This window comes from Ideonella alba, assembly GCF_018069845.1.
Classification (GTDB): domain Bacteria; phylum Pseudomonadota; class Gammaproteobacteria; order Burkholderiales; family Burkholderiaceae_C; genus Ideonella; species Ideonella alba.
In genome coordinates this window covers 472,365-494,808 of the sequence record NZ_JAGQDD010000001.1, presented here as the reverse complement: position 1 = coordinate 494,808, position 22,444 = coordinate 472,365, and the positions used below count along the sequence as shown (strand labels likewise).

The 22,444-nt window shown below is 73.0% G+C and carries 20 protein-coding genes; 7 read left to right on the top strand and 13 right to left on the bottom strand.

Going from position 1 to position 22,444, the window contains the following annotated elements:
* Positions 1-3: 3 nt before the first annotated feature.
* The 5 genes from KAK03_RS02080 to KAK03_RS24795 all read right to left on the bottom strand — a co-directional run bounded on the left by KAK03_RS02080 (position 4) and on the right by KAK03_RS24795 (position 4,581).
* Positions 4-891 (bottom strand): LysR substrate-binding domain-containing protein, encoded by an 888-nt coding sequence (locus KAK03_RS02080; RefSeq protein WP_210851509.1) that lies wholly within the window; start codon positions 889-891, stop codon positions 4-6.
* A 1-nt stretch (position 892) separates the two neighbouring features.
* Entirely contained in the window at positions 893-2,056 is a 1,164-nt protein-coding gene (locus KAK03_RS02075; RefSeq protein WP_210851508.1) for an FIST signal transduction protein, read from the bottom strand.
* Positions 2,053-2,733 (bottom strand): PhaM family polyhydroxyalkanoate granule multifunctional regulatory protein, encoded by a 681-nt coding sequence (locus KAK03_RS02070; protein WP_210851507.1) that lies wholly within the window; start codon positions 2,731-2,733, stop codon positions 2,053-2,055. The genes KAK03_RS02075 and KAK03_RS02070 overlap by 4 nt, the downstream gene beginning before the upstream one ends.
* Before the next feature lie 61 nt (positions 2,734-2,794).
* Positions 2,795-3,769, bottom strand: a complete 975-nt coding sequence (locus KAK03_RS02065; protein WP_210851506.1) for a TraB/GumN family protein — start codon at positions 3,767-3,769, stop codon at positions 2,795-2,797.
* Positions 3,766-4,581, bottom strand: coding sequence for a fumarylacetoacetate hydrolase (locus KAK03_RS24795; protein ID WP_247660864.1), 816 nt, complete (start codon positions 4,579-4,581; stop codon positions 3,766-3,768). Before KAK03_RS24795 ends, KAK03_RS02065 begins: the two co-directional genes overlap by 4 nt.
* 116 nt (positions 4,582-4,697) lie before the next feature.
* Between KAK03_RS24795 and KAK03_RS02055 the strand changes: the two genes are divergently transcribed.
* The 4 genes from KAK03_RS02055 (at position 4,698) to KAK03_RS02040 (ending at position 10,635) form a co-directional block, all read left to right on the top strand.
* A complete protein-coding gene (locus KAK03_RS02055) occupies positions 4,698-5,648 on the top strand; it encodes a hypothetical protein (protein ID WP_210851505.1) in 951 nt (316 codons plus the stop codon).
* Between the two features lie 81 nt (positions 5,649-5,729).
* On the top strand, positions 5,730-5,987 hold the full coding sequence (locus KAK03_RS02050; protein WP_210851504.1) for a BTH_I0359 family protein: 258 nt from the start codon (positions 5,730-5,732) through the stop codon (positions 5,985-5,987).
* A 109-nt stretch (positions 5,988-6,096) separates the two neighbouring features.
* On the top strand, positions 6,097-8,388 hold the full coding sequence (locus KAK03_RS02045) for an ATP-binding protein (protein WP_210851503.1): 2,292 nt from the start codon (positions 6,097-6,099) through the stop codon (positions 8,386-8,388).
* 117 nt (positions 8,389-8,505) lie between these two features.
* The gene (locus tag KAK03_RS02040) at positions 8,506-10,635 is read left to right on the top strand and encodes a putative bifunctional diguanylate cyclase/phosphodiesterase (RefSeq protein WP_210851502.1); all 2,130 of its coding nucleotides are present in this window, start codon (positions 8,506-8,508) and stop codon (positions 10,633-10,635) included.
* Between the two features lie 9 nt (positions 10,636-10,644).
* Here the strand turns inward: KAK03_RS02040 and KAK03_RS02035 are convergent, their stop codons facing one another.
* Entirely contained in the window at positions 10,645-11,763 is a 1,119-nt protein-coding gene (locus KAK03_RS02035; RefSeq protein WP_259375457.1) for a 3-deoxy-7-phosphoheptulonate synthase, read from the bottom strand.
* 74 nt (positions 11,764-11,837) lie between these two features.
* On the opposite strand from KAK03_RS02035, the gene KAK03_RS02030 reads away from it, so the two are divergent.
* Entirely contained in the window at positions 11,838-12,137 is a 300-nt protein-coding gene (locus KAK03_RS02030) for an antibiotic biosynthesis monooxygenase family protein (protein ID WP_210851500.1), read from the top strand.
* 68 nt (positions 12,138-12,205) lie between these two features.
* On the opposite strand, the gene KAK03_RS02025 is transcribed toward KAK03_RS02030, so the two are convergent.
* The 6 genes from KAK03_RS02025 to KAK03_RS02000 form a co-directional block, all read right to left on the bottom strand.
* Positions 12,206-12,778: a YceI family protein gene (locus KAK03_RS02025; protein WP_210851499.1), complete on the bottom strand. Its 573-nt coding sequence runs from the start codon at positions 12,776-12,778 to the stop codon at positions 12,206-12,208.
* A gap of 44 nt (positions 12,779-12,822) precedes the next feature.
* The gene (locus KAK03_RS02020) at positions 12,823-13,383 is read right to left on the bottom strand and encodes a YceI family protein (RefSeq protein ID WP_210851498.1); all 561 of its coding nucleotides are present in this window, start codon (positions 13,381-13,383) and stop codon (positions 12,823-12,825) included.
* A 20-nt stretch (positions 13,384-13,403) separates the two neighbouring features.
* Positions 13,404-13,937: a cytochrome b gene (locus KAK03_RS02015; RefSeq protein WP_210851497.1), complete on the bottom strand. Its 534-nt coding sequence runs from the start codon at positions 13,935-13,937 to the stop codon at positions 13,404-13,406.
* A gap of 79 nt (positions 13,938-14,016) precedes the next feature.
* On the bottom strand, positions 14,017-14,907 hold the full coding sequence (locus KAK03_RS02010; protein WP_210851496.1) for an NUDIX hydrolase: 891 nt from the start codon (positions 14,905-14,907) through the stop codon (positions 14,017-14,019).
* 79 nt (positions 14,908-14,986) lie between these two features.
* Positions 14,987-17,059, bottom strand: coding sequence for a sensor histidine kinase (locus KAK03_RS25320; protein WP_210851495.1), 2,073 nt, complete (start codon positions 17,057-17,059; stop codon positions 14,987-14,989).
* Between the two features lie 28 nt (positions 17,060-17,087).
* Positions 17,088-17,909, bottom strand: a complete 822-nt coding sequence (locus KAK03_RS02000) for an ABC transporter substrate-binding protein (protein WP_210851494.1) — start codon at positions 17,907-17,909, stop codon at positions 17,088-17,090.
* Between the two features lie 186 nt (positions 17,910-18,095).
* On the opposite strand from KAK03_RS02000, the gene KAK03_RS01995 reads away from it, so the two are divergent.
* Entirely contained in the window at positions 18,096-18,605 is a 510-nt protein-coding gene (locus KAK03_RS01995) for a hypothetical protein (protein ID WP_210851493.1), read from the top strand.
* A 3-nt stretch (positions 18,606-18,608) separates the two neighbouring features.
* Here KAK03_RS01995 and KAK03_RS01990 read toward each other — a convergent pair whose 3' ends face one another.
* Positions 18,609-19,013 (bottom strand): YkgJ family cysteine cluster protein, encoded by a 405-nt coding sequence (locus tag KAK03_RS01990; protein ID WP_210851492.1) that lies wholly within the window; start codon positions 19,011-19,013, stop codon positions 18,609-18,611.
* A gap of 131 nt (positions 19,014-19,144) precedes the next feature.
* On the opposite strand from KAK03_RS01990, the gene KAK03_RS25315 reads away from it, so the two are divergent.
* A complete protein-coding gene (locus KAK03_RS25315; protein WP_210851491.1) occupies positions 19,145-22,435 on the top strand; it encodes an AAA family ATPase in 3,291 nt (1,096 codons plus the stop codon).
* The last annotated feature ends 9 nt before the right edge of the window (positions 22,436-22,444 follow it).

Here is a 22,444-nt window from a genome sequence, read left to right as displayed (position 1 = left end):
GAATCAGGGGGTGGCCAGCGCGGTGCGCAGCCAGTCGGCAAAGGCCGCGCACTCCCAGCGGTCCATCGTGCCGGGCTTCCAGCACAGGTGGTGGTGCAGCGGCGAGGGCACGCTGCGCGGCGACAGGCGCACCAGGCGGCCGCTGTCCAGCCAGCTCAGGCCCAGGCGCAGGCGCATCAGCGCCACGCCGAAGCCGGCGGCGGCGGCGTCGAGCACCAGGCCGACGTCGTTGAACTGGGCGCCGCCGGTGGGCTCGGGCAGCGCGATGCCGTGGGCCTGGAACCAGGTGCTCCAGGGCTCCAAGGGGGTGCGGATCAGGCGGGCGCGGCGCACATCGTCGGCGCTGGCGAACGCGCCGAAGGGGCCGGCCTCGTGCAGGTACTCGGGGCTGCAGACCGGGGTGACTTCGTCGCTGAGCAGGCGCACCTGCTCCAGGCCCGGGTAGGGGCCGGCGCCGTAGCGCACCTCCAGGTCGGCCTCCTCGGCCTTGGTGTCGGCCAGCGGAATGGCCACCTGCAGCACCAGCTCGATCTCGGGGTAGGCATGGCGGAAGTGCGACAGCCGCGGCAGCAGCAGCTGGCGCGAGAAGGTGGGCGTCACCGCCAGCCGCAAGCGCGCGCTGGCGCCGCTGGATGCCGCGCGGCCTGGCACCTGGGCCAGCGACTGCAGCCCCTGGCGCACCGGCGCCAGGTAGGCCTGGCCCTCGGGCGTGAGGCCGAAGTCGCGCAGGAAGAGCTTGCAGCCCAGCTGGGTCTCGAGCTGGCGGATGCGGTGGCTGACGGCGCTGGGCGTGACGCTCAGCTCATCCGCGGCCTGGGTCACGCTGCGCAGCCGGGCCAGCGCCTCGAAGGCCTGCAGGCACTGGATGGGTGGGATGCGATCAGCCGCCATCTCAGGCGCTGGTGAACACCGTCAGCACGCCGGTGTAGCCGTAGAGGTGCCGATGGGCGATCTCGCCGGCGGCGAAGAAGCCCACCAGCGGCACCTCGCCCAGCGCGTGGCGCAGGATGCGCAGCTCCTCGCTGTCGCCGCCGAAATGCGGCCCGCCACGGCCGGTGCAGCTGACGTAGTGGGCGCCGAGGATGCGCCGCGGCGGCGCGCTGCCGTCGCCATCGACCTCGTCGCGGATCTCGGCGCAGATGCGCACCAGGTCGCGCCGCGCGGCCACCGGGTCGCGGGTGCAGAAGGCCAGCGACATGCCGGGCTCGACCTGGTCGGCCACCGCCACCGCCTCGCGCAGCGGGTCGATGCCGATCAGGTGGCGCACCCGCGTGTCGCCGCCGAACTGGCCGCCGGGGCCGCGCGCCGCGTCGCCCTCGTCGGTCAGGCCGACCAGGGTGTGGCGCAGCGCGGCCATGGCCTGGCGCGGCTCGTCCAGCGACACCTGCAGGTCCTGCAGCAGCTGCGGCAGCGCCGGCTGGCCGTCGAGCGTGGCCACCAGGTTGCGCTCGGCGCCGGTGACGCGGCGCGTCGGACCCACCGGCTGGCAGCCCTGGGTGACGCGGGATACCAGGCCCACCGAGGGCGCGAAGGCCACGCCCGAGAGCCCGCCCTGCATGGGTTCGCCGCCGGCCCAGTGGCGCCGGTGCAGGCGGGCACTGGGCAGGCCGCCGAACAGGTAGCCGCTGCGGGTGCGCTCGGCCAGCTCGTTCAGCAGCGCACCCAGCTCGGGCAGCTCCGGGTCGGCATGGACCAGGGCGCTGCCGGCCCAGTCATCGGCCAGCGGATGGCGGCCATCGAAGCAGCGGAATTGCGCCACCGGCAGGTCGATCAGCCACAGCACCAGCGCCGGTTCGTCCAGGTACTCGACGCCATCGGCCGCCAGGCCCCAGGCGGCGGCACCGGCCCAGGCCACGCCCGGCCAGCGGCGGCGCGCCTCGTCCAGGCACTCGGCGGCACGCTCGGCAAAGCCCTCGCTCAGGTACAGCAGGCCCAGCGTGGGGCGCCAGCCGGGCCGCTGCGCGGCCTGGGCATCGATCTGCGCGGCGGCCAGCGCCAGCGCCATGCCGGCGTCAGGGTGGGTGGCGTGCGCCGCGAGGCAGGCGGAGGCGCTCATCGCCGGCTGGCAGCTCCCTTGCGGGCCGGCGCCTTGGGCGCGGCGGCACTGGCGCGGGCGCCGGCGGCCACCGCGCCGGCCGCGGTCTTGGCCACGGTGGCGGGCACCGCGACGGCCTTCTTCAGCGTCTCGCCGGCGGCATCAAAACTCTGCTTGACCATCGCGCTGGCCAGGTTCTTGGCGGCGTCGGTGGCGCTGTCCTTCATCGCGTTGGTGGCCAGCTCGGTGAACTGCTTGGTCAGCGCGCCCCACCACTGCATCGGATCGACCGCGCCCGGCGCGGCCGCCGCCGGGGCCGCCGCGGCCTTCTTGCGCGGCGCCGCCTTGGCCTTCGGCGCAGCGGCCGGGGTGGCGGCGGGCGGCTCGGCGACCTCGGGCATCTTCAGCGTCATCGCCTCGCGCAGGTCGCCCATCGAGACGTTCATGGTCTTCAGCGTGGACAGCGTCATGCGCTGCACCTCCAGCGCCTGGATCGTGGCGCCCAGCATGCGGGCGTTCTGCTCCAGCCAGAACTGCACGGTGCGCAGCTCCTCGATGCGCTTTTCCAGCTCCTCGGGGTTCAGCGTGGGCGCGACCCACTGGCCGATGCCCGGCAGCGCCGAACCGGCGTTCTTGACCAGCCCCTGCAGGAACTCGAAGCCCGGAACCATCTTGGCGAAATCGGTGGCACTGCTCATGCCTTGTCTCCTCGTGCGGCCTGTGATGGTCGATTGTGCGCTCAGCTGGCTTGCACCGGGCCTACGGCGCGCCCGGCCCGAGCCGGGTCAGGCGAAAGCCGGCACGCTGCAGGCGCTGCGGCAGGCCGTCCTCGCCCACCAGGTGCAGCGCACCCACCGCCACCAGCGGGCGGGCGCCGGCCGCGTGCAGGCGCTCGATGTGGGCGGCCATGCGGGCGTTGCGCTGCAGCACCACGCGGTCGAACTCGGCGCGCTGCTGCGCGGTATCCAGGCAGCGGCACCAGCGCGGGTAGGCGCTCAGCGTGGCCAGGTCACCGGCTGCCCAGGCCTCGGCCAGGCGGTTCACCACGGCCATCGAGGCGGGGTTCTCCAGCTCGTCGAGCGCCTGGCGCAAGGTGTCCAGTTCGTCGCCACCCACCAGGGCCTGGACCTGCTGGTCCACCGTCTCGATCGACTCCACCGGCCGGCGCGCCTGGTGGAAGCGCTGCGACAGCATCGGCTCCTGGCCCCAGGCCGGGTCCAGACCGGCGCCGCGGGCCGACAGCGCCAGCAGGGTGACGGCCTGCATCGATGGGGTCAGGCCGTCGAGCAGCGTGCCCACGCAGGCCCGCTCCAGCTGGCGGCGCAGCCGCGCGGCCAGGGCCTTGGGCGGCGCCGCCGGCGCGGGGCCGGAGGCGGGCGTTGGCGCGCGCAGGGCGGACTGGGTGTCATCGGCCAGCGGGTCGATCTCGAGCACCAGCCGGTCGGCCTGTTCCAGCGCCAGCGACAGTGCCGGCCCGGGCACGCTCCAGGGCCCGCGCCCCACATGCAGGGTGCCGAACAGCCAGCCGCTGCGGCCATCCTTCTCGTAGCGCCACAGCAGGCCGCGGTCGCGCGCCTGCGCCTGCCACTGGGCGAGCGTGGCGGCGTCGGGGGCCTGGGCGGCCGGCGGGCATGCGGGCGGTTTGGCCAGCGCGGGGGGCGCCAGCCCCACCAACGCCGAGCACAGCAGCGCCGACCACAGCCGGGCCACCCAGCCGCGCCATCCACCGGTCATGCCAGTTGCCCGACCGCGTTGTCCAGGCGGCCGAAGGCCTCCTCGCCCAGCGGCTCGGCCGCCACCAGCGACAGGCCGTCGCCCGGCGCCAGGCCCTCGGCCTCGGCCAGACCGCCCAGGTCCGCCGGCTGGGCGGCCAGCATCAGCAGGCTGCCGGCGCGCAGCGGGCGGCGGCGCACGGCCTCGGCCAGGCGTTCGCCCAGGCCCTGCGGCAGCGCCGCACCCAGGTCCAGCGCGCCCAGCGCCTGACCATTGCGCCGCCAGAGCAGCGGCACCGACAGGCGGCCGCCGCGCCAGGCCTCGCCCAGTTCGTCAGGCGTCACCGCCACCGGGCTGAAGCCGGCGCTCAGCGACTCGCCGTCCTGCTGCCAGTCCTGGCCCAGCGCCAGCAGGCGCAGGCCGTCGAGCGCCTGGCCGGCATCGGCGCCGGTGTCGATGTCGCCGGTGATCGCCACCAGGCCGGGCACGGCCTGCAGCGGCGCGGCGGCGCCGAACCAGGCCTCGCGCGCGCCCATCAGCGCGTCGCTGGCCACGCGGCGCAGCGGGCCCTCCGGCGGCGCCAGCAGCCGAGCCGCGGCGCGCGGCAGCGGCGCCATGCACATCGCCGGATCGAAGGGGAAGGCATGCCGCGCCTTGCCCTGGTTGAGCGTGGTGGACAGGTCCTCCAGCTGCGGCGACAGGAAGTTCCAGTCATCGAGCAGCTGCTGCAGGCGGGTGGCGATGTCGGTGGCGTAATGCGCCTGGGTGAGGTCGCGCGAGACAACGACCAGCTGGCCGTCACGCGAGCCGTCCTGGTAGGTGGCGAGTTTCATCGGGGCAGTTCCTGCCGGGCTGGAATTGGTGGCAGTATTGTCCAATGGCCGCCCACGCCACCCGACGTTGGCTGCAGTACCCCGCCCCACCCCGTCCGGACCGGTGGGCGCGTCCCATGGCCGGCCTGGGGCTGCTGCTGGGTGTGGGCGCCGTCCACCTGGCGCTGATCGACGCCGCCATGCGCGCCGCGCCGCCCGGCCACGCGGCCGCGGCCCTGGTGGCACCGAGCGGCCTGCGGGTGCGGCTGCAGGCGGCGCCGGTGGACGACACCCCCGCGGACCACCCGGCGATGACCGTGCCGGCCACGGCCCCGACGCCACCGCGACGGTCAGCTGGGCCGCCGCCCGAGCCCCCCGCCCCGATGCCGACGGCGCCGCCGGCCCCTGCAGCCACCCTGCCGATCGTGCCGTCCGAGCCGACCGACCACGCCTGGCCCCGCTACGCCACCCGGCTGCCGCCGCCGCGCACGCTGCGCTTTGCGGTCAGCCGCGGCGAGGCGCGCGGCGAGGGCCGCTGGGAGTGGCAGCACGACGGCCAGCGCTTCAGCTCGCACCTGAGCGCCGAGCTCGACGGCCGCCGCCTGATCGAGCAGCACAGCCAGGGCGGCTTCGACGGACATGGTCTGGCGCCCGAGCGCGCGCTGGAGCGCGAGGCCCGCGGTGCCGCGCGCGCGGTGAACTTCCAGCGCGAGCAGGGCTGGCTCAGCTTCTCGGGCCGGGCGCAGGCCTGGGCCCTGCCCGAGGGCGCGCAGGACCGGCTGAGCTGGCTGCCGCAGCTGCTGGCGGTGCTGGCGGCGCAGCCGCAGTGGGCGGTGGGCGCCACGCTGCGGCTGCCGGTGGCGGGTGCCGACGGCGACCTGGGCGCCTGGGACTGGACCCTGGTCGACACCGAGCCGCTGGACGGCCAGCCTGCGCTGCACTGGCAGCGTCCGGCGCGCCGCCCGTACGACCACCGGATCGACCTCTGGCTGGAGGCCCAGGCCCCGCACTGGCCCCTGGCCTGGCAATGGTTGCGCACGCCGGGCGGAAGTGCGGTACGCTGGAGCCGGCTGGACGAGGCGCCTTGAAAAGCACCCCCCGGTCGCCACCTGCGAGGCCTGAGGGTGACTCTCCCTCCGACCACAACCATGACTGATGGAGGGCTTTCGATGATCGTGCTCTACAACTCCGACAGCTTCGCGGTGATGCAGATCGACCTGCCGGCCACCTCGGGTGATGCGGTCAGCGGCATCGAGATCGTCGACAAGCAGACCCGCAAGGGCATCTTCCTGGACGGTGAACTGGCCGAGCTGTTCCGCGCCCAGGTCGAGGCGCTGGCCGACGACGACGAGATCGACCCGGCCGACATCGACGCCCACCTGGCGCGCTACACCGGCGCCGGCTGGCAGCCCACCGTCCTGCACTGAGCGGCTGAGCGCTGCGGCGGCGCAGGGCTTGCCCCCGGGCGCCGGCTTTGCCAAGATCGGCCGGGCAGATGGCGGCCCGGGGGCCGCCCCACTCCCGGAGGTATCTCGGATGGTCAGGCGCCGGCTGGATGCGACGACGCTGCTGCCCTCACCCGGACTGGCCGAGGCGCCGGTGCTTGACCGGCGTTGCACCCACTTCGTGCTGCTGCTGGTGCTGGGCCAGGGACCGCGCCTGCAGCTGCGCCGCGACTGGGGCAGCCTGCTGTCGCTGGTGGGTCGCCACCTGGTGTGGCCGCAGCCGGTGCTGCGGCGTCTGCGCGAGTACCTGTCGCGCCGCTGCGCCGGCAACCGGCTGTGGGACGGACACGAGAAGCTGGGCGACGCCGCCTTCATCGCCCGCCACGGCGTCTGGCGCGGCCCCTATGAAGAGGGCAGCCTGTTCTTCCACCTGGATGAACACCTGAAGGACGAGCCCAAGGACCTGATGGCGCTGCTGCGCGCCACTGCCGACTGGCTGGGGGCCGACCTGCGCCGCCAGCAGACCCTGGTCGAGCGCAACCTGGACGCGCTGGCCGGCCTGCTGCAGCTCAACCCGGCCGAGCGCGCGCTGCTGCTGTACGGCACGCTGGCGCGCTACCAGCGCGAGCTGCGCGGCCTGCTGGTGGAGTTCAAGGTGGGCAGCGCGCAGGAGGCCTATGCGCTGCTGGCCGGCGTGGCTGGCGTCGATGAGCGCGAGGTGGCCGACGCGCTGCGCACCGGCTCGCGGCTGGAGCGCATCGGCATGGTCGAGAACCTGATCTCCGAGCACAACATCACCGACCTGGCCGACCTGATGAAGGTGTCGGAGCAGCTGCCGCCGGTGCTGATGCGCGAGTACCACGGCCCCGACGAGCTGATGGCGGTGTTCACCCGGCCCGCCGAGCGCAGCACGCTCAGCAGCGAGGACTTCGCCTTCGTGGCCGACGATGTGGCGGTGATCAGCCGGCTGCTGGAGCAGGCCGTGGCGCGCAAGGCCAGAGGCGTCAACGTGCTGCTCTATGGCCCGCCGGGCACCGGCAAGACCGAGCTGGCGCGGGTGTGCGCCGAGCGCGCCGGCCTGCAGCTCTACGAGGTGGAGTACGCCGACCGCGAGGGCCATCCGCTGGGCGGCCGCGACCGCTACCGCTCGCTGCAGATCAGCCAGGTCTTCCTGGACGGCAGCGCCCGCGTGGCGCTGCTGTTCGACGAGGTGGAGGATGTCTTTCCCACGCTGTCGGGCGACACCGCACAGCTGGTGGCGCGGCTGGATGCCGGGGATGGCGGCACCGGCACCGTCAGCGGCAAGGCCTGGGTCAACCAGATCCTCGAGAACAACCCGGTGCCGGTGATCTGGGTGACCAACCGCATCGAGCAGATCGACCCGGCCTTCCGGCGCCGCTTCCAGTACCACCTGGAGCTGACCTCGCCGCCGCCCGGCGCGCGCGAGGCCCTGGTGCGGCGCGCACTGGCCGAGCTGCCGGTGGACGACGCGCTGGTGGCGCGCCTGGCCGGCCGCCCTGGCCTGACGCCGGCGCAGATCCGCACCGCCGCCCGCTTCGCCCGTCTGGCCGGCAGCGAGGCCGATGCGCAGGCCCTGATCGAGCGCCAGCTGGCCCATGCCGACAAGGCGCTGGGCCGGCGCGCAGCCGGCGCCGCCGCGCGGCCGGCGGTCACGCACTGGGATCTGTCGCTGCTGAACATCGACAGCCGCTTCGACCTGCCGGCCATCATCGAGGCGCTGCGCCGCCGCGGCCACGGCACGCTGTGCTTCCATGGCCCGCCGGGTACCGGCAAGACCGCACTGGCCGAGCACATCGCCAACGCGCTGGGCCGGCCACTGATGGTGCGCCAGGCCTCAGACCTGGTCAGCAAGTTCGTCGGCGAGACCGAACAGGCCCTGGCCCGCATGTTCCAGGAGGCGGCCGCCGAGCAGGCGGTGCTGCTGCTCGACGAGGCCGACAGCTTCCTGCGCAGCCGCCGCCTGGCCGAGCGGCACTACGAGATCACCGAGGTCAACGAGATGCTGCAGGGCATGGAGCGCCATGCCGGGCTGTTCATCTGCACCACCAACCTGTTCGAGGAGCTGGACGAGGCGGCGCTGCGCCGCTTCACCTTCAAGATCCAGTTCAAGCCGCTGGACACCGCCCAGCGCCAGCGGATGTTCGTCGCCGAGGCGCTACAGGGGCAGGCGGCGGGGCTGGATGCCGAGCGCCGCAGCCGCCTGGCCGCACTGGACCAGCTCACCCCGGGCGACTTTGCGGCCGTGCAGCGGCAGGCCGAGCTGCTGGGACAGGCGCTGACGCCCGATGAATTCCTGAGCCAATTGGAGGGAGAACACCGGCTCAAGCCCCAGGTCCGGCAACAGCGGCGCATGGGTTTCTGAACCCGTCACGGCGTGGCTTGCAGGTGGGGTCGGCGGGAATGGAGCGTGCGCTCGTCACGAATCAGGGGTTCAGTTGCTTGCGGGAATTCCGATAACAAGGGATAAACCTGCCCAGTGATGGATTCCCAGACTATCGTCCCCTTTGCCAACGGCGTGGCCAGCCTCAGTGCCGCGCTGATGGGCATCCTGCTCTTCGCCCTGATCGGCCACGCCGACGAGCGCCTGCGCGCCGGCCGCCAACCCGGTGCGCTGGGCTGGCTGGCCGCGCTGTCGCTGGCCGGCGGCAGCGGCCTGTGGGCCATGCTGTGCGTGGCATTGGCCGGCATGGGCCTGCCCTGGGACCTGTTTTTCCGCCCGGCCCTGCTGGCGGTCAGCTGGGGCGTGGCGATTGTCGGCATGGCCGGCATGCTGTCGCTGTCGCTGCTGTGGTCGCACCGGCCCTGGCTGCGGGTGCCGGTGCAGGCCCTGGTGCTGGGGGGGCTGTGGCAGCTGGTGGCGGCGGTCGCGGCGGGCTCGCTGCAGTGGCCGGCCCAGCATGTGCTGCTCGAGACCCAGGCGATTGCCGTGGGTGCGATCAGCCTGGGCGCCCTGGTGGGCCTGGGCTGGCTGGGCCATCCACGCTTCAGCCAGGTGGCGCGCGTGGAGGTGCGGGTGTGGGTGGGGGCGCTGGCCTTCGGCCTGCTGTGCGGGCTGGCGGCCGAGCTGAGCGTCAGCGCCCTGGCTTTCGCGCCGCTGCCACCGGGCCCGCGCGGCGACGGCGCCGACCCGGGCGTGGTCTGGCTGCTGTGCGGCGCAGCCACCGGCCTGCTGGTGCTGGGCGTGTTCGGAGCCCTGGCCGACGCCGGCTCGCGCCGCCGCCAGGCCAGCCTGCGCGCCTCGCTGAACGTGGCCCAGGAGCGCCTGCGCGAACAGGCGCTGTCCGACCCCCTGACCCGTCTGCCCAACCGCGCGCTGTTCGAGGAGCGCCTGGCCGAGCAGCTCGACAAGGTGCCCGCCGGCGAGCGTGAATCGCTGGCCGTGCTGTTCATCGACCTGGACGGCTTCAAGCCGGTCAACGACTCCTTCGGCCATGCCGCCGGCGATTCGGTGCTGGCCGAGGTGGGCGAGCGCCTGCGTGGCCTGGTCGAACCGCAGGACCTGGCCGCGCGCGTGGGCGGCGACGAGTTCCTGCTGCTGCTGCAGCTCGATGGCGACGCCAGCCGCGGCCCGCGCACCGCCCAGGCGGTGCTCAAGGCCATCTCGCGGCCCTACCGCCTGCCCAACCTGGTCGAGGTCAACCTGTCGTGCTCGATCGGCATCGTCACCTACCCGGCGCATGGCCCCGGCAACAAGCTGATCGCCAACGCCGACGCGGCGATGTACGCGGCCAAGCGCGCCGGCGGCTCGTCCTTCGCGGTGTTCGCGCCCAGCATGGACCAGGACGCGCGGCTGCAGCTGGAGCTTCAGCACGACCTGCGCACCGCGATCGAGCGCCACGAGCTGGAGCTGTACTACCAGCCCAAGGTGCATGCACTCTCAGGCCAGATCACCGGTGCCGAGGCCCTGGTGCGCTGGAACCACCCCACCCGCGGCATGATTTCACCGGCGGTCTTCATCCCGGTGGCCGAGCGCTTCGCGCTGATCAGCGCGCTGGGTTACTGGGTGATCGAGGACGCCTGCCGCCAGGTGCGCGAGTGGCTGGACCAGGGCCTGCGCATGCGCGTGGCCGTGAACCTGAGCATGCAGCAGTTGCGCCAGGACGACCTGGTGCCGCGCATCCGCGCCGCGCTGGAACGCTACCGCATCGAGCCCTCGCTGCTGACCTTCGAGATCACCGAGTCGGTGGCCATGGAGGACACCACCATGCGCGCCTTCGGTGCGCTGGCGGGCGTGGGCGTGTCGCTGTCGATCGACGACTTCGGCACCGCCTATTCCAACTTCGCCGCACTGCGCAAGCTGCCGGCCAAGCAGCTGAAGATCGACCGCAGCCTGTTCACCGACATCGACGAGAGCGGCGACGCGCTGGCCGTGGTCGACGCGATGATCAAGATGGCCCACGCGCTGGGCCTGAAGGTGGTGGCCGAAGGGGTGGAAACCGAACGCCAGCGCGACTTGCTGCTGGCCCTGCACTGCGACGAGTTCCAGGGCTACCTCTACGGCCGCCCGATGCCGGCGGCGATGCTGTCGCTGTGGGCGCTGGGCGAGGGCGAGACGCACCCGGTGGACTTCCGGGCCTCCCTCTACGACCCCCGAGTTCTCATCAACTGATGCCCCAGGCTAGCCGCGCCGCGCCGCGACGGCCGCCGCGAGTGTGCGCAGCAAGGGCTCGGTGTCGGCCCAGCCGATGCACGCGTCGGTGATCGACACGCCGGGCTTCAGCGCCTGGCCGGGCACCGCGTCCTGGCGGCCTTCTTCCAGGTGGCTTTCGATCATCACGCCGGTGATGCGGCGCTCGCCGGCGGCGATGCGTGCCGCCACGTCGGCGCCCACCTCGATCTGGCGGCGGTGCTGCTTGGACGAGTTGGCGTGGCTGAAGTCGATCATCACCTGCTCGCGCAGGCCGTTGGCGCGCAGCACCGCGCACGCGGCGTCGACATCGGCGGCGGCGTAGTTGGGCTGCTTGCCGCCGCGCAGGATCACATGGCAGTCGGCGTTGCCACGGGTCTCGAAGATCGCCGCCTGGCCCATCTTGGTCATGCCCATGAAGGCATGCGCGGCGCTGGCCGCGACGATGGCGTCGGCCGCCACCTTGACGCCGCCGTCGGTGCCGTTCTTGAAGCCCACCGGGCAGGACAGGCCGGACGCCAGCTGGCGGTGGCTCTGGCTTTCGGTGGTGCGGGCACCGATCGCGCCCCAGGCCACCAGGTCGGCGATGTACTGCGGCGACAGCAGGTCGAGGAACTCGGTGCCGGCCGGCAGGCCCATGCCGGCCACCTCCAGAAGCAGCGCGCGGGCGCGGCGCAGGCCCTCGTTGATGCGAAAGCTGCCGTCGATGCGCGGGTCGTTGATGTAGCCCTTCCAGCCCACCGTGGTGCGCGGCTTCTCGAAGTAGACGCGCATCACCAGCAGCAGCTCACCCGAGAGTTCGTCGTTCAGCGCCTTCAGCCGCTGCGCGTAGTCGATGGCCTGCGCGTGGTCATGGATCGAGCAGGGACCGACCACCACCACCAGGCGGTCGTCCTGGCCGGCCAGCACGCGGGCGATGCCGGCGCGCGCGCCCTCGACCACATCCTGCGCGGCCGCGGGCAGCGGCAGTTCGTCCAGCAGCAGCGCCGGGGAAATCAGCGGTCGCACCGCGCCGATGCGCAGGTCGTCGACACGGGTGGTGTCCTGGGTGGCGGCAGCCGAGCCGACCTCGTGGTCGTGCTGCCAGTCGTCGGGGCGGGGGGTGCTCAAGCGCGGTCTCCGGAATGCGGCGCGGATCATAGCCGCGTGGCACACTGGCTTTCCTGACGACGCTCCTTCCCACCATGATTCTTGAAATCGCCGACATCCGCATCCAGCCTGGCCGCCAGGCCGAATTCGACGAGGCCATCCAGCGCGGCCTGACCACCGTCATCGCCCAGGCCCCCGGCTTTCGCGGCTTCAAGGTGAACAAGGGGATGGAGAGCCCCGAGCGCTATGTGCTGCAGATCTTCTGGGAGACGCTGGAGGACCACACGGTGGGCTTCCGTGGCTCCGATCTGTTCACCCAGTGGCGCGCCATCGTCGGCCCGTTCTTCGCTCAGCCGCCGGTGGTCGAGCACTTCACGCTGCTGGCGCGGTCCTGAACACACCGTGCTCATGACAACAGGGGACCCGCGGGTCCCCTGTGTCGTTCATGGGTGGTGGCCTGGCCTTACTGGGCGGCCACGGCCTCGATCGACAGCGTGATCGTGACTTCGTCGCCGACGTAGGGCACGTACTTGCTGGCGTTGAACTCGCTGCGCTTGATCACGGTGCTGGCGTTGGCGCCGATGGCGTCGACCTTCATCATCGGATGGGCCTGGTTGACGAAGTGGGTCACCGTCAGCGTGACCGGCTTGGTGACACCCTTGATCGTCAGGTTGCCCTCGATCGAGGCGGGCTTGTCGCCGTCGAAGACCACCTTGGTCGACTTGAAGGTGGCGGTGGGGAACTTGGCGGTGTCCAGGAACTCCTCGCCCTGGATGTGGCCGTTGAACAGGCTGGAGCCGGTGTCCACCGAGGTGGTGTCGATCGTCACGTCGACCGAGCCGGTCTTCGCGGCCTTGTCGAACACCACCGAGCCACTGACCTTGTTGAACTTGCTCAGCTGGGTGGACATGCCCAGGTGGTTGTACGAAAAGCGCGGGAAGGTGTGCGTCGGGTCGACGTTGTAGGTCACCGGGGCGGCGATGGCGGGGATGGCGGCGGCCAGCACGGTGGCGGCGAAGAGCGAACGCAGGTTCATCGAGAAACTCCCTGACAGGGTGGGTGAGAAGAAGGAGGCGGGCATCACAGCGGCGCCATGCCGCTGATCGCCAGCTTGAAGTTGACGACGACGTCGTTGGCCACCATCGAGGTATCGGCCCACTCGCCCTCGCCGATCTTGAAATCGAGGCGCTTGATGGTGAACGAGCCGGTGGCGGTGGTGGCGCCGCCGGCCTGGGTCAGGGCCACCGGCACGACGATGTCCTTGACGTTGCCCTTGACGCTGAGCTTGCCGGCCACCTCGAACTTGCCGCCGCCCAGGCCCTTGATCGCGCTGGACTGGAACGAGGCCGTCGGGAACTTGGCCACGCCGAACCACTCGGGCTTGGGCAGTTCGGCATCGGTCTCCTTGGCACCGAAGCTGGCGCTGCCGGTCTGGATGGCGAAGCTGACCTGGCCGGCCTCGGGCTTCTTGGGGTCGAAGCGCATCTGGGCGGTCCACTGCTTGAAGCGGCCCTGCATGGCCACGCCCATCTGCTTGGCGCTGAAGCCGATCTCGCTGGTGGCGGGGTTGACCACCGGGTCGGCGGCCAGGGCCGTGGCGCTGAAGAGCGCGAGCACGGCGGGGATCAGAACACGGTTCATCGGAACACTCCTGTGGGGGCTCAGCGGCCCGGACGCATGCGGTTGAGCAGGCCATCGCGGTCGATGACATGGTGCTTGATCGCCGCGGCCACATGCAGCACGACCAGCAGCGCCATCAGCCAGGCCAGGGATTCGTGCCAGGGCTTGATCAGCTCGGCCAGGGCCTCGTCCTTGGGCACGAAGTCGGGCAGCGGCAGCACGCCGAACCAGACGATCGGGAAGCCCTTGGCCGAGCTGTAGGCCCAGCCCACCAGCGGCACCAGGAAGAACAGCGCGTACAGCGCGTGGTGCGTGGCGTGCGCGGCCAGTTGCTGCCAGCGCGGCGCGGGCAGGTCGGCCGGCGGGCGGTGGGTCAGGCGCCAGACCAGGCGCAGCGCCGACAGGGCCAGGATGGTCACGCCCACCCACTTGTGCCAGTTGTAGAGCTTGAGCTTGGCCAGCGAATTGGGCAGGTCGGCCATGTACAGGCCGACGCCGAAGGCGCCGACGATCATCAGGGCCAGCAGCCAGTGCAGCGCGATCGCGACGCCGGTGTAGCGTTCAGTGGAGTTCATCGTTGAAGGTCTCGACGGGATGGACGAGAGTGTCCGATCCACCGGCGGCCCGGTGGTTCACCCCGATGCACGACGCACTTCAGCGGATTTGAAGCGTCGGCTCGACCCGGCGCGCCGCCGCCGGCGCCACCTGCAGTGCCTGCAGGGCCTGGGCGTCGGCCGCCGTCAGCAGGCCGTGGCGGCTGGCGAAGTCCAGCGTGGCCAGGCCGGCATCGGTGGTCAGCGCGCCGGCGCGCACCTGGGCCAGCGCCTCGTCGAGCGGCAGGCAGCGAAAGCCCGCCACCTCGCCGTCCTGGTTCTGCGGCACGCGGCCCGGCGGCAGGGCCAGGTCGAAGACGAACAGCCACTCGCGCTGCAGGCCCTCGGGGATGTCGCAGTGCAGTTCGAACACCCGGCCCGGCCGCAGGGCGGTCAGCTCGTCAGCCTGCAGGCCGGCCTCCTCCCAGGCCTCGCGCAGCAGCGCCTCGCGCGGGGTCTGGCCCAGTGGCACGCCGCCGCCGATCAGGTTGTCCAGCATGCCTGGATCGGTGGGCTTGTGCGGCGAGCGCTGGGCGATCCAGAGGTGGCTGGGGCGGCCGTCGGGGCCCGCCAGGTAGCCATTGCAGTGGGCACCGAAGGTCAGCGCGCCCCAGAAGCGCGCGGCGGCGCGCTCGATCACCGCGTGGCGCCGGCCGGTCTCGTCCAGCCACGGATAGGGTTCGTCGCGCCAGGCACGGATCAGGCCCTGGGCCCGCAGCGCGCGGTGCACCTGGTCCAGCGCCGCGTCCAGCGCCGCGCCGGGTTCGGCGCGCAGCCGCAGGGCGCCGGGCGCGCGGTGGAACAGGACGGGCCAGGCGGCCAGGGCGTCACGCTCGGCCCAGGCGACGCTGCCCAGGCCAGGCGCGCCGTCGCCGTCGCCCAGCAGGACCGGGCAGCGCCGGGCCGGGTCGTGGTCGCGGGCGCGTCGCAGGCAGGGCCAGGCGCTGCTCATGGGGGCAGCGGCCGCCGGGGCGCCAGTCTGCGTGATGGGGGCATGCGCGCGAGTATCGCAGCGCGGACCGGTGGCCGGCTCAGAGCGCCGGCAGACGGATCTCGAACTGCGCGCCGCCGCCCTCGGCGTTCATCGCGATGATGCGGCCGCGGTGGGCGGCCATGATCTTGCGGCAGATCGCCAGGCCCAGGCCGGTGCCGCCCGAGCCGTCCTTGGTGCGGGTGGACTGGGTGAAGGGGGCGAAGATGCTTTCCAGCTCGTCGGGCGGGATGCCCGGGCCGTGGTCGCGCACGTGCACGATCAGCTCCTCGCCCTGGCGCGACCAGCGGGTCTCGATGACCGAGTCGGCCGGGGCGAAGCGCAGCGCGTTGGCCAGCACATTGCGGATCACCTGCTGCAGCCGGAAGGCGTCGCCATGCGCCAGCATCGGCAGACCCTCGTCGGGCAGCGCCAGGTGGATGCCCCGGCTGGAGGCCAGCGGCGCCAGCTCGGCCACCACCTCGCGCACCGTGGGGACCAGGTCGATCACGGCCAGCTCGCTGCGGCCGAAGGTGGCCTCCAGCTGCGACAGGTCGAGCAGGGCCTCAACCAGCGTCAGCATGCGCTCACCGCCGGCATGGACCATCGAGAACATCTGCTGCTCGCGGCTGTTGGCCGCGGCCCGGTCACGGCCCAGCTCGGAGAAGCCGAGGATGCTCTGCAGCGGCGTGCGCAACTCGTGGCTGACATTGGCAATGAACTCGCCCTTGGCGGCATTGGCCTGCTCGGCGGCCTCCTTGGCCTCGCGGGTGCGGCGCTCGGCCTCGCGGAATTCGCTGACGTCGACCAGGCAGGTGATGGTGCCGCCGGCGCGGCCGCCGGGGTCGGCAAAGGCCATGTGGCGCACCACCACGTCGCGCAGCAGGCCGCGGCCGTCGCGCAGCTGGGTTTCGTGCTGGGCGGCGCTGCCCCGCTGCAGCAGGCCGGCGCCCAGCGCCGGCGCCAGCGCGGTGGCGGTTTCCTCGCCCAGTGCGGGCAGGGCCTGCTGGCCCAGCAGCGCCGGGGCATCGCGGCCGGTGAACTCGCACCAGGCCCGGTTGACCCGGACGAAGCAGCCCAGGGCGTCCTGCACCGCCATCGGCACCGGGCTGACCTCGAACAGGCGGTCGGTGAAGGCGTCCTGGGCGGCCAGCGTGCCCTGGGCCTGGCGCAGGTCGGCGCTGACCAGCTCGTGGCCGCGCAGGCTGCGCCAGGCCAGGGCGGTCAGCGCGGCGATCAGCGCCAGGGCGAGGGTGCCGCCGATCAGCGCGCCGTGGCGCACCTCGCCCAGGCGGTCCTCGACCGTGGCGAGCGGCGTCTGCACCAGCACCACCAGCGGCGCCCGGCGCACCGAGCGCCAGGCCAGCAGGCCGTCGACATCGTCCAGGCCGCGGGCGGCCTCGACGCCGGACTCGCGGTCCGGCAGGTGGCGGGTGAACAGGTCCAGCTGCGCCTGCCGGCTGCCCGGCAGCGCGCGCAGGTTCTCGGTGGCCGCCACCAGCGTGCCGTCGTAGGCGAGCAGTGCGCCATCGACATGCGTGCCGCTGAGGGTGAGCTGCTGCTGGTTGGCGATGAAGTCGGTGCTGATCAGGGCCACCAGCTGGCCCGCCTCGCCCGGCAGCGGCCAGGTCAGCGGCAGCACGGCCACGCCGGCCGGGGCGCGCTCGCCGCGCGCCAGCTGGGCCAGGTCACGCACCGTCTGCAGCGGCGCCAGGCCGCCGGGTCCGGCGGTGACCGCTGCGCGCGGCAGCTGCAGGCCGCGCGCACCGGGCTGGGAGCTGGCACGCACGCGGCCCTCGCTGTCGAGCCAGCTGATGCTGCGCACGAAGGGCAGGCCCCGAACGGTGGCGCCCAGCAGGTTGTCGACCTGGGCGGGCGCGTCGGGCTCGGCCTCGATGGCCGGCGCCAGCGTCTGCAGGGCCAGCTCGGTGCTGCCGATCAGGCGCGCGGTCTGGTCCTCCAGCACCCGGGCATACAGCTCGGCGCGGCCCTGCACGTCGGTCTCGATCTCGAACCGCTCGTAGCGCACGAAGGCCGCCAGGCCCAGCACCACCGTCAGCGCCAGCAGCAGCCCGGCCCAGGGCAGCGCATCGCTGCGCAGCCAGCGCGGCAGCGAGCCGGGCGCGGCACTCACCGGAGGGGGCTCCGATCAGGGTGCATCGTCAGCGCACCACCACCTCGCCCAGGCCGGCGCGCTGGGCCGCCGCAGCCAGGCGGCCGTCCTTCTTGATCTGCGCCACGAAGGCGTCGGCGCGCGCCAGCCATTCGGCATCGCCGGGCTTGACCGCGTAGGCGTAGGGCAGCACGTGGAAGGGCTTGCTGGGCGGCACCAGGCGGGCCCAGTCGGCGTTGTCCAGCAGGCGCCGGCTGTAGGGGTAGTCGGTCATGAAGACATCGACACGGCCGGCTTCGAGCTCGCCCTCGCGCGTCTGCGGCGGCTTGACCACCACCATCGTGGCCTGCTTCAGCGCGGCCTTCATCACCGGCTCCATGAACGTGCCGGCCTGCACCGCCACCTGCACGCCGGGCTGATCGATGTCGTCCCAGCTGCGGATCGCGCGGTTGCTGCGGGTGGTGATGCCGTAGATGTCGCTCTGCAGGTAGGGCTGGGTGAACTTCAGCTTCTCGGCGCGGGCTGGCAGCACCGCCACCGCGTGCATGGAGATGTCGCAGCGGTCCCCCAGCAGGTCGTCGATCAGCTTGGGAAACGAGCTTTCGACGTACTGCAGCGACACGCCCAGGTCCTTGGCAAAGGCCGCCGAGAGCTCGATGTCGATGCCGCCGAGCTGCTGCGTGCGCGGGTTGCGCCAGGTGACGCCGTAGTACTCGGGCCAGATGCACACCCGCAGCGTGCCCGAGGCCTTGATGCGATCGGCCACCGGGCCGGCGTGCACCGGGGCAGCGCACAGCGTGGCAAGCGTGGCGACCAGCAGGCTCAGGCGGGTCAGACAGGTCAGACGGGTCAGGGCACGGGGCAAGGTCATGGCGATTCTCCAGCAGGGTCCTGTCGCCGATGTTGCCGCCAACGCGCGCCTCGTTAGGCGCGGAACAGCGCGGCCTTTCGGTTGTTCACCCAGGGATGTCCGGATTGTCGCGCCGGGTGCGTCTTCTTCAGTACGGACCCGCTGATGACAGGCCCGCCCCCCATCCACAAACCCAGGAGATTCACCATGCAACGCTTTCAACGCTCCCTCGCCGCCGCCCTGCTGCCGCTGGCCGCCCTGCTGGCCGCCCCTGCCGCCCAGGCCGTGACCATCGACGACTGGCAGCACACCGTGCCCGCCTGCGCGCCCGACAGCCTGAACTCGCTGCGCAATGCGCAGATCAACGCCCCCTTCGGCTTCGTGCGGGCCAACAACCCGGACGCCCCGCCGCTGGTCTTCACCTGCAACGTGCTGGACTCCTTCGCCACCGCGGTGCCCACCTGGACCCGCCTGGTGCTGCAGTACCGTGACACCGTGGGCGGCCGGGTGAACGCCACGCTGTACCAGAAGGACAAAGTCACCGGCGTCCCCGCGATGATCGCCAACGTGGTGGGCCCGGCCGCCGCGGGCGTCAACAACGTGGCCGTGGCGGTGCCGGGCATGGACTTCGCCCTGAACACGTACTACGTCGTGGTGACGCTGCAGGGCTCGGCGCAGAACCCGCCGCAGGCCCACACCGTGATGCTGGTGCAGTGAGGCTCAGGCCCGCGCCGTGCGGGCCCCATAGGGGCAGTGCCCCGGCCGCGGCCCCACCTGCGGGTGCCGGCGGCAGGTGTCGGGCCGCTGCGCGTAGACCGTGCAGCGGCGTGACGCCGCGTCCAGGTAGCGGCAGTCGCCGCTGGCGCGCCGGGGCAGCGTGAAGACGCCGGACTTGGCGGTGTAGCGCGCGATCTGCCCCGCCTTCTGCAGGCGCCGGGCGATCAGCCGGACCTCTTCGTGTTCGGCCTCGAAGGGGTCGACCAGGCCCAGGCGCACCAGATCGGCCAGCCGCACCTCGACCGGCATGGTGCAGCAGTTGGCCTGGCAGCTGTCGCACAGCCCGTGCCGGTAGCGGGTCCAGGTGGACAGGCGTTCGACGTCGACGATGTGGATCGGGGAGCGCATCGGACCCCGATTGTCCCGCGCGAGGCGGGCCCTGCGGTGGATAACAGGTCGGTAACGACCTGGCGGGAGACTGGCTGCACTTGGTAACACGCGAGGGTCCCGACGAGGATCCGCCGCCTGCCCCGTCCGCCATGACAACCCCGCCCAGCCCCGGCCTGGTCAAGATCCACCTGACGCGCAGCCCCTGCCTGGTGCTGCCCCAGGGCGCATCCGTGCCGCTGTCGCGCAAGGACGCCGCGCTGCTGGCCATCCTGGCGGTGGACGGCAGCGCCGCCAAGGACCTGGTGGCCACCATGCTGTGGCCGCGCGACAACCCGCAGGGCTCGCGTCTGAACCTGCGCCAGCGGCGCTTCCGCCTCACCCGCACCGCTGGCGCACCGCTGGTGGAGGGCGACGACCTGCTGCGCCTGAGCAGCCGCGTCGAAGACCCGCTGGCGGGCGTGGCCGACGGGCCCGGCGCGGCGGTGCCGCCGCTCGGCGCCGAGCTGCTGGACGGCCTGGAGTTCGACGACTGCCCGGACTTTGCCGGCTGGCTGCAGCAGGCCCGCCCGGCCTGGCGGCAGCGCCAGCTCGAACGCATGGCGCGCGAGTCCGACCACCTGGAATCCATCGGCCGCCTGAATGACGCGCTGGCCATGAGCCAGCAGATCGTCGCCGCCAACCCCTACTCCGACCTGGCCCACCGGCGCCTGATCTGGCAGCTGTTCCTGAGCGGCGATCTGGGCAGCGCGATGTCGGTCTACCAGGCCTTCTGCGGCCGCCTGGCCGGCGACCTGGGCGAGCTGCCCGACGACGCCACCCAGAGCCTGGTGGCGCGGATCCGCCAGGGCGAATTCGCCGCCGTGCCCAGCCGCTCGCGCGCCACCGCCCGGCCATGGATGCCCAGCTGTGTCGGCCGCGAGGGCCAGCTGGCCGCACTGCAGCAGGCCTGGGCGCAGCGCCAGCCGGTGCTGATCGAGGGGGCGCCGGGCATCGGCAAGACGCGCCTGATCGGCGAGGCCATCCGCCGCCTGGGCATCCACCGGGCCTTGCATGTGCCGGCCTATGCCGGCGCCTCCGAGCGGCCTTATGCGCTGCTGGCGCGCCTGTTGTCGGCGCTGTGGTCCACACCGCACGGGCTGTGCCCCCAGGGCCAGCGCGGGCTGCCCGAGTGGGCGCTGCGCGAGCTGTCGGCGGTGCTGCCGGAGCTGCATGGCCGCAGCAGCGACGTGCAGGCCACGCGGTTGCTGCGCGCGGTCGAGCTGGCGCTGACCCAGGCCGGGATCGACCTGATCGTGCTGGACGACCTGCAGCAGGCCGATCTGGCCACGCTGGAGCTGCTGCCGGCGCTGGCCCAGCCCACGCTGCCCCCCTGGTGGCTGGCCAGCCGCGCGGGCGAGCGTCCGGCCGCGCTGGACACCTGGATCCGCGCCGCCAGCGCCCCGCTGATGCTGGAGGTGCTGCCGCTGGACCGCGCCGCGATCGGCGCCTTGGTCGCCGACGCCGACACGCTCGGTCCGATGCCCGCGGACGCCGCCGAATCCATCCACCGCGCCTCGGGCGGGCTGCCGCTGCTGGCGGTGGAGCTGATCAAGTCGATGTCCGATGGCTGCTTCGGCGACGGCCTGCCGCCGCCGCAGGACATCGCCAACCACCTGCTGGCGCGCGAGGCCGGCCTGCCCCCGGATGCGCGCCAGCTGGCCCGCACCGCCGCGGTGCTGCGCGCCCCGATCCCGCCGCAGACCGCGGCCGCCATCCTGGGCGACTCGGCCGACCGCTGGCGCCAGGCGCTGCGCCACCTGGACGCCATCCACTGGGTGGATGCCGACGCACGCATGCATGACCTGATCGGCAACTGCCTGCGCGAGGCCATGCCGGCCCTCGACCGCGTCCGGCTGCACGAGCAGATCGCCCACTGGCTGGAGCACAGCGCAGGCCCCTGCGTCGAGGCCGCGCAGCACCATGAGGCGGCCGGCCGGCCCGTGCTGGCCGCCCCGCTGTACGAGCGCGCTGCCCAAGAGGCCGCGCGCGCCGCACGCGTGGCCGAGCAGGCCCGCTTCCACCAGCACGCCGCGCGCTGCTGGGAGGCCGGCGGCCACCTGGACAAGGCCTTCGAGGCGCTGCGCGCCAGCATCGGCCCGCTGACCATGAGCCAGGGCGCCGAAAGCGCGCTGCCGGTGGCCGAGCGCCTGTGCACGCTGGCGCGCTGGCCGCGCCAGCACCTGCTGGCCCGGCTGGAGCTGGCCGATCTGGCGCTGCACCGCGGCCACTACCCCGAAGCCGAGCGACTGGCCCGCGAGCACCTGCCGGTGGCCCAGACCCTGAAGGACATCGACGCCACGCTGCAGGCCGGCGCCACGCTGGCCTATGCGCTGGGCGGCCAGAACCGGCCCGACGAGGCCTTCCAGACCCTGAGCGGGTGGCAGTCCCTGCTGCCCCAGGCCTCGGTCAGCGCACGGCGGCACTTCCTCGGCGCGCAGGCCGCGGTCTGCTGGCAGGCGGGTCAGCTGGGCCAGTGCGCGCTGCACACCCAGGCGCTGCTGGATCTGCTGGTCGAGCAGCAGCAGTGGAGCGACGCCACCGTCGAGGTCAGCAACCTGGCCGCCATCCGCACCCAGCAGGGCCGTTTCGCCGATGCCGACGAGCTGCTGCGGACCACCCGCACCTGGCGCGAACTGCTCGGCCCGCTGGAGGGCCACATGCAGGCTGGTCTGGACGTGACCCGCGCCGTCACCGACCTGGGCCTGGGCCGCGTGGCCAGCGCGCTGCAGCACGCCTGGCGCGCACTGCACGAATGCCAGCACGCGCCCGAGCTGGGCCGCATCGGCGCCCGTGCGGCCGAGACCCTGGTGCGCACCCACCTGTGCGCTGGCCAGCCCGGCGCGGCGCGGCAGGCCCATGCCCGGCTCGCCGACGCCACCACCTCGGCGGTGCGGGCGCGCGCCTGGCTGCTGCTGGCCGCCATCGACAGCGCCGAGGGCCTGGGCTGCGAGCGGTCGCTGCAGCGCGCCCACAGCGCCGCCACCGACGCCAACGACCCGCTGCTGCTGCTGCGTGTGCAGGCCGAGCAGCTGTGCGCGCGGCCCGGCAACGCCGACCCGGTTGCGATCGAGGCGGTCGAACAGCAGGCCCGCCGCCTGGAGCAGGGCGCACTGGCGGCCCGGCTGGCCTGGCACCGCGTGGGGGCCTGGCTGGCGCGCGGCAACGGCGCCCAGGCCGGTGCCCTGGCCCAGCAGCTGCTGGACGACACGGCCCAGCCCGAGGACATCCTGCCCTGCCACTGGCTGGACCTGGGCGCCCGCGCGCTGCAGGCCGGCCGCCTGGCTGGGGCCGACGCCGCCGCGCGCCGCGCCCGGGCCGCCTACGCCACCAGCGCCGACAAGCGGCCCCCCAACGAGGCGCCGCCCCGGGTGTGGCCCCGTTTTCCTGCGGGGGCGGCATGAGCATTTGTG

Bases quoted from the DNA above. Each gene is read 5' to 3' on its own strand.
- KAK03_RS02075 (WP_210851508.1), bottom strand. From the start codon at position 2,056: ATGAGCGCCTCCGCCTGCCTCGCGGCGCACGCCACCCACCCTGACGCC.
- KAK03_RS02030 (WP_210851500.1), top strand. From the start codon at position 11,838: ATGATTCTTGAAATCGCCGACATCCGCATCCAGCCTGGCCGCCAGGCC.
- KAK03_RS02065 (WP_210851506.1), bottom strand. From the start codon at position 3,769: ATGACCGGTGGATGGCGCGGCTGGGTGGCCCGGCTGTGGTCGGCGCTG.
- KAK03_RS02010 (WP_210851496.1), bottom strand. From the start codon at position 14,907: ATGAGCAGCGCCTGGCCCTGCCTGCGACGCGCCCGCGACCACGACCCG.
- KAK03_RS02070 (WP_210851507.1), bottom strand. From the start codon at position 2,733: ATGAGCAGTGCCACCGATTTCGCCAAGATGGTTCCGGGCTTCGAGTTC.
- KAK03_RS02025 (WP_210851499.1), bottom strand. From the start codon at position 12,778: ATGAACCTGCGTTCGCTCTTCGCCGCCACCGTGCTGGCCGCCGCCATC.
- KAK03_RS01995 (WP_210851493.1), top strand. From the start codon at position 18,096: ATGCAACGCTTTCAACGCTCCCTCGCCGCCGCCCTGCTGCCGCTGGCC.
- KAK03_RS02045 (WP_210851503.1), top strand. From the start codon at position 6,097: ATGGTCAGGCGCCGGCTGGATGCGACGACGCTGCTGCCCTCACCCGGA.
- KAK03_RS01990 (WP_210851492.1), bottom strand. From the start codon at position 19,013: ATGCGCTCCCCGATCCACATCGTCGACGTCGAACGCCTGTCCACCTGG.
- KAK03_RS02020 (WP_210851498.1), bottom strand. From the start codon at position 13,383: ATGAACCGTGTTCTGATCCCCGCCGTGCTCGCGCTCTTCAGCGCCACG.
- KAK03_RS02040 (WP_210851502.1), top strand. From the start codon at position 8,506: ATGGATTCCCAGACTATCGTCCCCTTTGCCAACGGCGTGGCCAGCCTC.
- KAK03_RS02080 (WP_210851509.1), bottom strand. From the start codon at position 891: ATGGCGGCTGATCGCATCCCACCCATCCAGTGCCTGCAGGCCTTCGAG.
- KAK03_RS02050 (WP_210851504.1), top strand. From the start codon at position 5,730: ATGATCGTGCTCTACAACTCCGACAGCTTCGCGGTGATGCAGATCGAC.
- KAK03_RS02015 (WP_210851497.1), bottom strand. From the start codon at position 13,937: ATGAACTCCACTGAACGCTACACCGGCGTCGCGATCGCGCTGCACTGG.
- KAK03_RS02000 (WP_210851494.1), bottom strand. From the start codon at position 17,909: ATGACCTTGCCCCGTGCCCTGACCCGTCTGACCTGTCTGACCCGCCTG.
- KAK03_RS24795 (WP_247660864.1), bottom strand. From the start codon at position 4,581: ATGAAACTCGCCACCTACCAGGACGGCTCGCGTGACGGCCAGCTGGTC.
- KAK03_RS25315 (WP_210851491.1), top strand. From the start codon at position 19,145: ATGACAACCCCGCCCAGCCCCGGCCTGGTCAAGATCCACCTGACGCGC.
- KAK03_RS02055 (WP_210851505.1), top strand. From the start codon at position 4,698: ATGGCCGGCCTGGGGCTGCTGCTGGGTGTGGGCGCCGTCCACCTGGCG.